At 54.0% G+C, this 11,664-nt stretch carries 10 protein-coding genes and 1 pseudogene; 6 read left to right on the forward strand and 5 right to left on the reverse strand.

The features are described from left to right. The 6 genes from DB847_RS02250 to mutT all read left to right on the forward strand — a co-directional run bounded on the left by DB847_RS02250 (nucleotide 1) and on the right by mutT (nucleotide 7,715). Nucleotides 1-756 carry a cell division protein FtsQ/DivIB gene (locus DB847_RS02250; RefSeq protein WP_108649256.1) on the forward strand — a complete coding sequence of 252 codons (756 nt, stop codon included), beginning with the start codon at nucleotides 1-3 and terminating at the stop codon, nucleotides 754-756. Nucleotides 757-762: 6 nt separating this feature from the next. Next, nucleotides 763-2,019, forward strand: coding sequence for a cell division protein FtsA (ftsA, locus tag DB847_RS02255; protein WP_108649257.1), 1,257 nt, complete (start codon nucleotides 763-765; stop codon nucleotides 2,017-2,019). Between the two features lie 39 nt (nucleotides 2,020-2,058). Continuing rightward, the gene (gene ftsZ, locus DB847_RS02260) at nucleotides 2,059-3,234 is read left to right on the forward strand and encodes a cell division protein FtsZ (RefSeq protein WP_108649258.1); all 1,176 of its coding nucleotides are present in this window, start codon (nucleotides 2,059-2,061) and stop codon (nucleotides 3,232-3,234) included. A 98-nt stretch (nucleotides 3,235-3,332) separates the two neighbouring features. After that, nucleotides 3,333-4,259 carry a UDP-3-O-acyl-N-acetylglucosamine deacetylase gene (gene lpxC / locus DB847_RS02265; RefSeq protein ID WP_108649259.1) on the forward strand — a complete coding sequence of 309 codons (927 nt, stop codon included), beginning with the start codon at nucleotides 3,333-3,335 and terminating at the stop codon, nucleotides 4,257-4,259. A 334-nt stretch (nucleotides 4,260-4,593) separates the two neighbouring features. Beyond that, nucleotides 4,594-7,320 carry a preprotein translocase subunit SecA gene (secA, locus tag DB847_RS02270; protein ID WP_108649260.1) on the forward strand — a complete coding sequence of 909 codons (2,727 nt, stop codon included), beginning with the start codon at nucleotides 4,594-4,596 and terminating at the stop codon, nucleotides 7,318-7,320. Then, nucleotides 7,317-7,715, forward strand: coding sequence for an 8-oxo-dGTP diphosphatase MutT (gene mutT / locus DB847_RS02275; protein WP_108652886.1), 399 nt, complete (start codon nucleotides 7,317-7,319; stop codon nucleotides 7,713-7,715). The genes secA and mutT overlap by 4 nt, the downstream gene beginning before the upstream one ends. A 97-nt stretch (nucleotides 7,716-7,812) precedes the next feature. Here the strand turns inward: mutT and yacG are convergent, their stop codons facing one another. The 5 genes and pseudogenes from yacG to DB847_RS02300 form a co-directional block, all read right to left on the reverse strand. Next, nucleotides 7,813-8,001 (reverse strand): DNA gyrase inhibitor YacG, encoded by a 189-nt coding sequence (yacG, locus tag DB847_RS02280; RefSeq protein ID WP_407644431.1) that lies wholly within the window; start codon nucleotides 7,999-8,001, stop codon nucleotides 7,813-7,815. An 11-nt stretch (nucleotides 8,002-8,012) separates the two neighbouring features. Beyond that, nucleotides 8,013-8,743, reverse strand: a pseudogene (gene zapD, locus DB847_RS02285) (cell division protein ZapD). Nucleotides 8,744-8,770: 27 nt separating this feature from the next. Then, nucleotides 8,771-9,379, reverse strand: a complete 609-nt coding sequence (coaE, locus tag DB847_RS02290) for a dephospho-CoA kinase (protein ID WP_234418492.1) — start codon at nucleotides 9,377-9,379, stop codon at nucleotides 8,771-8,773. Between the two features lie 2 nt (nucleotides 9,380-9,381). Continuing rightward, nucleotides 9,382-10,269 carry a prepilin peptidase gene (locus DB847_RS02295; RefSeq protein ID WP_108649261.1) on the reverse strand — a complete coding sequence of 296 codons (888 nt, stop codon included), beginning with the start codon at nucleotides 10,267-10,269 and terminating at the stop codon, nucleotides 9,382-9,384. A gap of 133 nt (nucleotides 10,270-10,402) precedes the next feature. Beyond that, nucleotides 10,403-11,650, reverse strand: a complete 1,248-nt coding sequence (locus DB847_RS02300; RefSeq protein ID WP_108649262.1) for a type II secretion system F family protein — start codon at nucleotides 11,648-11,650, stop codon at nucleotides 10,403-10,405. Between the last annotated feature and the right edge of the window lie 14 nt (nucleotides 11,651-11,664).

Consider the following 11,664-nt stretch of genomic DNA (forward strand, 5'->3'; position numbering starts at 1 on the left):
ATGGGGCGTGCTGCCATCATACGGAAGCAATTTCAGATCCCGGGGCGAATGCGCTTTTGGAGCGGGCTGCTTTTTTTTGTGGTGGTGCTGATTCTGGTATTGTGGGGTGGGCGGCAGGTTAAGGACTGGTTGTACGACGGTAGTCGCCTTCCTTTGAATAAGTTTGTGGTGCAGGGAGCCCAGCGTCCGATTGTACGTGCTGAGATCGAAGCGGTGTTACAAGGCCTTCCTAAAACCACCAGTTTTTTTGAGCTGAATGTAGATAAGCTGCAACAGCAGCTGGCGGCTCAACCCTGGGTTTACCAGGTGGCGGTTCGTAAGCAGTGGCCTGAACGGCTGGGAGTCTATGTGACTGAGCAGCAGGTAATGGCACACTGGGGGGAGCAGCAGTTGATCAATCGCTATGGCGAGATCTTCAGTGCTCCAACCCAGGGAGTCAAGCTGCCGGATCTGTGGCTCAGTGGTCGGGCAGATGAAGCGGATAAGGTTGTAGCCATGTACCACCAGTTGCAGCCCTTGTTTCAATCAGGCCCCTTTCGTCTTACCCACCTGACGATGACCGGACGGGGAGCCTGGATTGTCGAATTGGATAATGGCTGGAAGCTTTATGTCGGCCAGCAGCGGGTCATGGAGCGGTTACAACGTTTTTTGAGTGTGTATCCACAGATCCAGCCTCAACAACAGATCGCTTATCTGGATCTGCGATATGACACCGGAATCGCAGTGGGATGGAAAAATAACAAGAAAGTGAGTTAACACTGAATGACAAAGGCACTGGAGAGAAATTTAATCGTTGGTCTGGATATCGGTACTTCCAAAGTATCGGCTCTGGTCGGTGAACTGCTTCCGGATGGAGAGCTCTCCATTGTCGGGTTGGGGAGTCATAGCAGCAGGGGAATGGATAAGGGAGGCGTGAACGATCTTGAGTCTGTGGTCAAGTCGATTCAGCGTGCGATCAATGAAGCTGAGATGATGGCAGAGTGCCAGATCACCTCGGTTTACCTTGGGATCTCCGGGCGGCACCTGGATTGTCTGAATGAGTCGGGTATGGTGCCGATCACAGATGAGGAGGTCTCCCAGGATGATGTGGATAATGTGATCCATACGGCTCAGTCGGTCAAGCTCAAGGATCAACACAGGATCCTGCATGTGATCCCCCAGGACTTTGCCATTGATTACCAGGAGGGGATCAAGAATCCCATCGGCCTGTCCGGGGTAAGAATGAAGGCTCAGGTTCACCTGGTGACCTGCCATAACGATATGGCGAAGAATATTGTCAAAGCGGTTGAGAAGTGTGGTTTGAGAGTGGATCAGCTGATCGCTTCCGGGCTGGCTTCCAGCTATGCGGTTCTGACCGAGGATGAGAAGGAGCTTGGGGTTTGTGTGGTTGACATCGGCGGTGGCACCATGGATATGGCGCTGTTTACCGGTGGGGCCTTGCGCCATACCCAGGTGATCCCTTATGCGGGGAGTGCGGTGACCAGTGATATCGCCTACGCCTTTGGGACACCACCGGCAGATGCCGAAGCGATTAAAGTTCGTTATGGATGCGCACTTGGAAGTTTGGTCAGTAAAGAGGACAATATTGAGGTTCCGAGTGTCGGAGGGCGACCCGCCCGCAGTCTGCAGCGACAGACTCTGGCCGAAGTGATTGAGCCAAGATATAGTGAACTTTTCGGCATGGTAAATGACGAACTACAGAAGTTGCGTCGTGAACTGAAAGATAAAGGGGTCAAGCACCAGTTTGCCGCTGGCATAGTGCTGACCGGTGGCGCATCACGCATAGAAGGCGTGGTGGAGTGTGCCGAGCGAATTTTTGGATGTCAGGTCAGAGTGGGAGAACCGGTCAACATCAAAGGTTTGGTTGACTATGTAGGCTCCCCTGTATATTCGACTCCCGTAGGATTATTGCAGTATGGCAAGTTGCATCAGCCAAATAACTTGGAAACCGTGATGCGCAGCCATAGTGTGGGTGGCCTGATGAAGAAGGTTACCAACTGGTTTAAAGGGGAATTTTAGTGTTGTTGATGGGTGCAAAAAGCGAAGTGGAGAGACAAGATGTTTGAATTCATGGACAGTTCTAGTGACGAAGCAGTCATTAAGGTTATTGGTGTCGGGGGTGGTGGAGGAAACGCCGTCGAGCATATGGTGCGTGAATCGATCGAGGGTGTCGACTTCATCTCGATCAATACGGACGCGCAGGCACTCAATAGTGCGACGGTTAATACCACACTGCAGATCGGTGGGACCATCACCAAGGGGCTGGGAGCAGGTGCCAATCCCGAGGTGGGTCGCGATGCTGCGATCGAAGATCGTGAGGCGATTGCCGAGCTGCTCAATGGGGCCGATATGGTGTTTATCGCGGCCGGTATGGGTGGCGGAACCGGAACCGGTGCGGCTCCCGTGGTGGCTGAAGTTGCCAAGGAGCTGGGGATCCTGACGGTTGCTGTGGTGACTAAGCCCTTCTCCTTTGAGGGTAAGAAGCGAATGAGCTTTGCCCTGCAGGGAATTGAGGAGCTGGCTAAATCGGTCGACTCGCTGATCACCATCCCGAACGATAAGCTCCTCAAGGTATTGGGGCGTGGTATCAGCCTGCTGGATGCCTTTAAGGCGGCCAATAACGTATTGCTGGGAGCGGTGCAGGGCATTGCCGAGCTGATCACTCGTCCGGGTCTGATTAACGTTGACTTTGCGGACGTTCGTACCGTGATGCGCGAGATGGGTACAGCCATGATGGGCACCGGTATCGCCAGCGGTGAAGACAGAGCGGAAGAGGCTGCCGAGAAGGCGATCTCCAGCCCGCTGCTGGAAGATGTGGATCTAGCGGGAGCCCGTGGCATCCTGGTGAATATCACTGCGGGTATGGATCTCAACATTGAAGAGTTTGAGACCGTCGGTAATGCGGTGAAAGCGTTTGCCTCCGAGAATGCAACCGTGGTGGTCGGTACCGTCATCGAACCGGATATGGAGAATGAGCTGCGGGTGACCGTGGTGGCAACCGGGATCGGCGCCGATCGTAAGCCGGACATCACATTGGTGAAGTCTGCAACTACGGCTCCTCAGAGCGCATCGGTTCCATCCATGTCTGGTAGTGCACGCCCGGCGACCGAGAACGATCAGCCTCTGACACCTAAGAGTGCTCAGGTTGCGGTCAATGCCGATAGTAACCCGGTCGCGAAAAGCGAGCCTGATTACCTGGATATTCCGGCATTTTTGCGTAAGCAGGCTGATTGATCGAACTGTGTTTGGTTTTGATGCTGGTTATAGAATGTGCTACACTCTTCGGCCGTTTGTTCGAGTCGGGCTGAAGTAGTGCTGAGCGGGTACGTCTTATGATGAAACAAAGAACCCTAAAGAAAAGTGTGCAGGCCACCGGAGTTGGGCTGCATTCAGGGCAGAAAGTCACCATGACCTTCTACCCTGCTCCAGTTAACACCGGGGTCGTGTATCGACGTGTTGATCTGGATCCAGTGGTGGAAATCAAGGCCGATGCCAGCCTGGTGCGTGATACCATGCTTTGCACTGCTCTGGTCAATGAGCAGGGCGTACGGGTTTCTACGATAGAGCATCTCTCTGCAGCCCTTGCTGGCTTAGGGATTGATAACCTTGTCGTAGAGGTCGACTCTCCAGAGCTGCCGGTAATGGACGGAAGTTCCCATCCGTTTATCTACCTGCTGCAATCTGCGGGGATCGAAGAGCAGTCCGTTGCCAAGAAGTTTATCCGGGTACTCAAGCCGATTCGGGTTGAGTTAGAGGATAAGTGGGCCGAGCTGCTTCCCTACAACGATGGTTTCAAGATGGACCTGCTGGTGGATTTTGATCATCCGGTATTCAAGAAGCAAAACCAGCATCTGAAGCTCGATTTTTCCAGCAATGCCTTTATTCGCGATATCAGCCGCGCCCGAACCTTCTGCTTCCTGCGGGATGTTGAGTATATGCACTCACGCAACCTGGCACTGGGTGGAGGCCTGGAAAATGCGGTGGTGATGGATGATTATCGTGTGTTGAATGAAGATGGCTTACGCTATGACGATGAGTTTGTGAAGCACAAGATGCTGGATGCGATCGGCGATCTCTACATGTGTAATCACAATCTCATCGGTGAGTTCAAGGCTTACAAGACCGGGCATGCCCTCAACAACCTGTTGCTCAAGACTCTGTTGGCAACAGAAGATGCCTGGGAGCTGGTTAGCTTTGAAGATGAAAAACAGCAGGTGCCGATCACCTTCTGTGATACCTCACTGGTGGTTGCAAGCTGATCTTCCACATCAGACATGAGAAAAGGCGCCGGCGCTCTCCACCCGGCGCCTTTTTTATTTCCCCCCAGTTCTGATCTCCCCTTGCTTTTTGAGGAGACAGCCCCCATAAATTGCTTGGCTCTGTTGAGGTTTCCAATTTTAAAGTGGATCTGAGGCGTCAGCAGAGCCTGGATGATGAGTTGTTTTTGCACTCTTTTCCAACAAGGATTTTGCCCTGGTCTTATCTTGATTTAAAATGGCGTGCCGGTCTGTCCTGTATCGCTTCGACGAACCGGGGGGTCTCCTAAAGTGCAAGGATGAGAGATTAAACCAGTGAACCTAAAAGTGGCCAATAATGATAAGTAACTTCCTCACCAAGATTGTTGGCAGCCGTAATGAGCGAATTCTCAAGAATCTGCGCAAGGCTGTAAAACGGATCAACGCTATGGAGCCTGAATATGAGGCTCTGACCGATGAGCAGCTGAGTGCCAAAACTGAGGAGTTTCGTCAGCGACTCAAAGAGGGGGCTACTCTTGAAAGCCTGCTTCCTGAGGCTTTTGCAACGGTTCGAGAGGCATCTAAGCGTATCTTTGAGATGCGTCCCTTCGATGTACAGTTGGTTGGGGGCATGGTCCTGAACCAAAACCAGATCGCCGAGATGAAAACCGGTGAAGGTAAGACCCTGACCGCGACCCTGCCTGCTTATCTGAACGCCCTGACCGGACGTGGCGTTCATATAGTTACCGTGAATGACTACCTGGCCAAGCGTGATGCCGATGGCAACCGGCCACTGTTTGAATTTTTGGGGATGACGGTTGGCTGTAACCTGCCCGGAATGGATCCGGATCAGAAGCGTGATGCTTACGCTGCCGATATCACCTATGGAACCAACAATGAATTCGGCTTCGATTATCTGCGCGATAATATGGCCTACTCCGCCGATCAGCGGGTTCAGCGTGAACTCTACTATGCCCTGGTGGATGAGGTTGACTCGGTTCTGATCGATGAGGCGAGAACACCACTGATCATCTCCGGCCCCACCGATGATAACTCAGAGCTCTATATCAGCATCGATAAGCTTATCCCTAAGCTGACCAAGCAGGATAAAGAGGATTCTGAAGAGTATAAGGGCGATGGCCACTATACGGTGGATGAGAAAAATAAGCAGGCCTTCCTGACTGAAAATGGCCAGCTGTTTGTGGAGGAGCTGCTCAAGGAACGCAAGCTACTCGGTGATGATGAATCCCTGTTTTCGGCCACTAACATCGCCCTGCTGCACCACATCAATGCGGCGCTGCGCGCCCACACCTTGTTTGAACTCAACGTCGATTACATAGTTCAGGATGGCGAGATCGTGATCGTCGATGAGCATACCGGTCGTACCATGCCGGGACGTCGCTGGTCCGAGGGGCTGCACCAGGCTGTGGAAGCCAAAGAGAATGTGCAGATCCAGAATGAAAACCAGACCCTGGCATCGATCACCTTCCAGAACTATTTCCGCCTCTATGAAAAGCTGGCGGGGATGACGGGAACCGCCGATACCGAAGCCTTTGAATTCCAGTCTATCTATAACCTCGAGACTGTGGTGATCCCGACCAACAAGCCGATGATCCGTAACGATATGGGCGATCTGGTGTACCTCACCGAGGAGGAGAAGTACGAGGCGATCGTTCAGGATATCAAGGACAGGATCCAGGAGGGGCGGCCGATCCTGGTGGGTACCATCTCGATCGAGAACTCCGAGATGCTCTCTAATGTCCTGAAGAAGGAGAGTGTTCGCCACAAGGTTCTGAACGCTAAGTTCCATGCCCAGGAAGCTGAGATCATAGCCCAGGCGGGACGTCCTGGCGCCGTGACCATAGCGACCAACATGGCGGGCCGGGGAACCGATATCGTGCTCGGTGGTAACTGGCAGTCAGAGCTTGCCAAGCTTGATAATCCGAGCGAGCAGCAGGTGAATAAGATCAAGGAGGAGTGGCAGCGTTGCCATGATGAGGTGATCCAGGCGGGTGGCCTGCACATTATCGGCACCGAGCGTCATGAATCCCGACGCATTGATAACCAGTTGCGGGGCCGTTCCGGTCGTCAGGGGGATCCGGGTTCGAGCCGGTTCTATCTGTCGATGAACGATTCACTGATGCGGATTTTCGCCTCCGATCGGGTGGCTGGAATGATGCGTAAGCTTGGTATGCAGCGCGGCGAAGCGATTGAGCACCCCTGGGTGAGCAAGGCGGTTGAGAATGCCCAGCGTAAGGTTGAAAGCCGTAACTTTGATATTCGTAAGAGCCTGCTGGACTACGATGATGTTGCCAATGATCAGCGTAAGGTGATCTATGAGCAGCGTAATCACCTGCTCGGCAGTGAAGATGTTTCTGAGATCGTTGAGCACATTCGTGAAGATGTGATCAATGGTGTGGTGGATGAATATATTCCACCTCAGTCTCTGGAAGAGATGTGGGATATTCCTGAGCTGGAGCAGCGCCTCAAGGCCGATTTCTCCATCGAGCTGCCGATCGCCAAGTGGCTTGAAGAGCAGGATGACCTGCATGAAGAGACCCTGCGCGAGAAGATAGCTGAAGAGTCCTCACGCATCTACAAGGATAAAGAAGCTAAGGTGGGGCCAGAGGTACTGCGCCAGTTTGAGCAGGCGGTGATGCTGCAGAGCCTGGATGGTCTGTGGAAGGAGCATTTGGCGGCGATGGATCATCTGCGCCAGGGGATCCATCTGCGTGGCTACGCACAAAAAGATCCGAAGCAGGAGTATAAGCGTGAATCCTTTGCACTCTTTACCCAGATGCTGGATAGCTTTAAACAGGAAGTGGTCAGTGTGCTGAGCCGGGTACAGGTTCAGGAACAGTCCGAAGTAGATGCTCTCGAAGAGCAGCGCCGCCGCGCCGAGAGTGCACCTCGCTCCTACACCCATGCCGAGGCCCATAGCCCTCTGGGTGGAGAAGCAGCTCCAGCAGGCGAGGAGGAGCACGTTCAGCAGTATGTGCGTGAGGGGCGTAAGGTTGGGCGTAATGAGCCTTGCCCTTGCGGGAGTGGCAAGAAATATAAGCAGTGCCACGGACGCCTGAGCTGATGGAGTCGAATCGGATCTGGGTGGCGGTTGGCGTCATCCTTAATCCCAGTGGTGAGGTGTTTATCTGCCGACGTCCCCCTGATAAGCATCAGGGGGATAAGTGGGAGTTTCCCGGAGGCAAGGTGGAAGTGGGAGAGGAGTTCCATGATGCCCTGGCCCGTGAACTGACCGAAGAGATCGGCATCAAGCCGCTGCGGGTCGAGCCCTTTTTAGAGGTGCAGTTTGACTATCCGGATAAGCAGGTGCTGCTGGATGCCTGGCTGGTAACCCGCTACAGCGGGGAGCCCCATGGCAAAGAGGGGCAGGAGTCCCTGTGGTGTCCGGTAAGCAAGCTGGATATACGCCACTTCCCGGAGGCGAATCGGGCCTTTATCGAGAAGCTGCAGCAGGGATAAATAACCCGGAAGCTTTGGGCTTCGGAACAAGAAAAACCGCAATCGGCTGTGCCGGTTGCGGTTTTTTATGGGTGCTGTTGTGGCTCACAATGCTGCGTCATTCACTCCACAACTCTTGCTCACTGTGCTGAATCGGGGTCGAGATGGTGCGTTCCTCTTTCGCCCACTCCCCCAGATCGATCAGGCGACAGCGCTCTGAGCAGAAGGGACGAAATTGACTCTCGGGTTGCCACACCACCTTGGTTTCACAGGTGGGGCAGTTAACTGTCATGGCTGGTTTACTCACGGTGCCTCCGTTTAACAGCGGGCCAGTTCAAAGGGAATATCCGTTGTTTTTTCATTAGCCAGCGGCAGAAAACGGATGGTAAAGCGGCTCTTATTTCCACTGACCGAAGGGTAGTGGCCGTGATCACTGTCGAACTGGATCCGGATCATCTGTGCCGATTCGGTCGCATCCTGGAAAAAGCCGTTACGGGCAGTCTGCTCCTGATATTGAGCGGACTCACGCCAGAACCATAATAACAGCTCAATGGCTTCGCTCAGAGGACGTAATCCATCGACCCACTGGCTGATTTGCGGTTGTTGAAGCTCGCTATCCTGACCAAGCCACAGGTGAAGGGCCGGCACGTCAAAACTGCAACACCCCCCGGAATATTGAAACGAGGGCGGATCGCTCCAAGGAGTTTATCCTCCTTGAGGTGCTGGATCGCCCTGGCCATCCGGGGCAGGTTCTGCTGCGCCGAATGGAGCCGGGTCTCTAGCTGGTCGACCAGCTCGCGGTCGATTCCCGGATATTGAGACCACAGCGCGAGTTTTTGGCTCTGTTTTTCGAGATCCTTGAGAAGCTCCATGCGGGGATCTCCCCGCTCTAAGAGCTCCTGAAGTTCAAACAGGGCCTTAAAGAAGGCCAGGTGTTGCCAGCTCTGCTGCTGCTCGCAGTTGTCAAAGAGCTGCGCAAACAGGTATTCCAGACGCAGGTAGATACGGCTCTTCTCATTCAGCGGATTTTCAAAGGTATGCAGAGGCATTTAGCACTTCCTTTAAGTCTCAGTACACTATTTGTCTTGCGAACGTTGCGCAAGTTCCCTGTAATTGTGATCCAGTTGAATAATCTTCTGTTTTAATTGTGCCAGTGTTGTCCGGTCATTGTCGATCAGATCATCCGCTTTCTGACGGCGCTGCTCTCTGGAGAGCTGGCTGGCGACGATCTGGCGGATCTGCGACTCGCTGCTGGCATCACGTGCACAGGCGCGTTCGATCTGAACCGGCTCACTGACGTCGATGGCCAGGGTTCGGTCCACCTCTTTCTCCCAGCCCTGCTCAAACAACAGGGGTACTCCCCAGATACAGTAAGGGCTTAGGGCCTTATCGGTCAGCTCTAACATCCGCTGTAGAATCAGCGGATGCAGTAGCTGTTCCAGCCAGAGTTTTTGCTGTGGTTCATCAAAAATCTTCTGGCGCAGTGCCCGGCGATTGAGGGATTCCCCCTCAAGGACCTCGGGACCAAAATGGGTCGAAATCTCAGCCAGGGCCGGGGTTCCGGGTTCGACGACCTCCCGGGCGATCTGATCGCTATCGATACAGAGGATCCCAAGTTCAGCAAAAAAATTTGCGACCGTGGTTTTGCCACTGCCGATCCCACCGGTTAAGCCAATAATAAACATGATTAGTTCAGCACAAAATTCAGGTAGCCGCTTATCATAGCATCTCCCCAAAGCAGGGCAATCCAGCCCGCAATGGCTAGCGCCGGGCCGAAGGGAAAGGCTTTAGATCCATCCGATACCGGCTTCAGGCGCAGCAAGAGACCGAACAGCAGGCCAACGATAGCCGACAGGAAAATAATCAGAGGCAGTTGTTGCCAGCCCAGCCAGGCCCCGAGGGCTGCCAGCAGTTTAAAGTCCCCATAGCCCATACCCTCTTTTCCGGTCAGCAGCTTAAAGCCCCAGTAGATACACCAGAGTGACAGGTACCCGGCCATGGCGCCAATTAGGGCGTCTTGTAGCGAGCAAAACTGACCGAACAGGTTAAAAACCAGCCCCAGCCACAGCAGGGGCAGGGTCAGCTGATCCGGCAGCAGCATGTGATCGAGATCGATGAATACCAGGGGGATCAGGGTCCAGTAGAGCAGCAGGGCACCAAGCAGTGGCCAGCCCGGTGGAAAGTAGCAGCCGATGATAACTGAGCCCAGGCCACACAGGGCTTCGACCAGGGGATAACGCGCCGAAATTTTCTCCCGGCAGTGGCGGCAGCGCCCCCTGAGCCACAGGTAACTAAGCAGAGGAACATTATCTCTGCCTTCAATTTGAGCCTTGCAGTGAGGGCAACAGGAGCGGGGGACAATCAGGTTAAATGCGGGGGAGGCTGGCTCTGAAGATGGCTCTGCGTCATCCGGGGTGAAATACTCCCGGTACTCTTGCTGCCATTGGCGCTCCATCATCACCGGCAGGCGGGCGATCACCACATTGAGAAAGCTGCCGATCAACAGGCTAAAGATCGCCAGCAACAGAAAGTAGAGCCAGGGGTAGAGCTGGTAAAGGGCGAGCAGAGTATCCATGAGCATTCAACCTGAGTAAAAGGATAGGATATACGCAAACCGCCTCAAGAAGCGAGTTCGGGTATATAGCAAAGCGGCCGGGCCCCGGGGCTTAAAGCCAGGGCACCGGCCGCTGTGAGTCCGGGAGTTTTGGTTAACCAACCACGCTACCCATCTGGAAGATAGGCAGGTACATAGCTACCACCATACCGCCCACCAGGGTCCCGAGGACCACCATGATCAGAGGCTCAATCAGGCTGGTCAGGCCATCGATGGCATCATCGACCTCCTGCTCATAGATGTTGGCGATCTTATCCAGCATCTCATCAATTGCACCGGACTCCTCACCTATCATCACCATCTGGATCAGCATGTCCGGAAACAGGTTACAGGTGCGCATCGCCACATTCATCTGCATTCCTGCGATCACCTCGGTTCGAACCGACATGATGGCGGAGCGATACACATAGTTACCCGAGGCGCTGGCAGAAGAGACCAGGGCATCCACCAGGGGGATACCGGCGGCAAAGGTGGTGGAAAGGGTTCGGGCAAAGCGAGCCATCGCCGCCTTGTGCAGAATTATACCGACGATGGGTAGCCCCAACAGCACGATATCGGTGCGATTTCTCACTCTCTGGGAATGGCGGTGCGACTGGACATAGATCACGACTATGATGATCACCCCACCAAACAGCAGGTACCAGTAGTCCTGCATGAAGCGGGACATGGCGATCACCATCTTGGTAAAGGCCGGAAGCTCGGCGCCAAAGCTTTGAAAGATCTCCTCAAACTGGGGGATCACGAACAGCAGCAAAATAGAGGTAACGCCGATGGCGACAATGATAACGGTCACCGGATAGAAGAGGGCTTTTTTGATCTTGGATTTAAGGATCTCGGCTTTCTCTTTGTAGGTTGCGACGCGATCATAAATGGTTTCCAGAGCCCCTGATTGCTCTCCTGCTTCCACCAGATCACAGTAGAGGTCGTCAAACTGGCGCGGGAATTTGCGCAGCGCCTCCGAGAGGGGGGTTCCGGTTTCGACATCGGCGGCAATCTGGCCGATCAGCTGGCGAGCTGAGGCTTTTTCGTGGCTGCCGGCGATCAGCTGCAGGGTCTGTACCAATGGAACTCCGGCGGTAAGCATGGTGGTGATCTGGCGGGAGATCACCGCAATATCCATCGGGGTGACTTTGTCACCATATTTGGCAAACAGGGATTGGGATTTCTTGGTGACCCGGGTAGCCGTGACACCCTGTTTTTTCAGCTCCTGTTTGACGCTGGCGATCGAGTCAGACTGAAGCTCTCCGGAAACCTTATGTCCCTTACGATTGACCCCTTTCCAGCTGAAGGGGTAGATCTTTTTTTGAATCTTGGCTTTTCGAGCCGGTGCTGCGGTTGCCATTGGTTACATCCTTG

It is taken from the genome of Dongshaea marina (assembly GCF_003072645.1).
Taxonomy (GTDB): domain Bacteria; phylum Pseudomonadota; class Gammaproteobacteria; order Enterobacterales; family Aeromonadaceae; genus Dongshaea; species Dongshaea marina.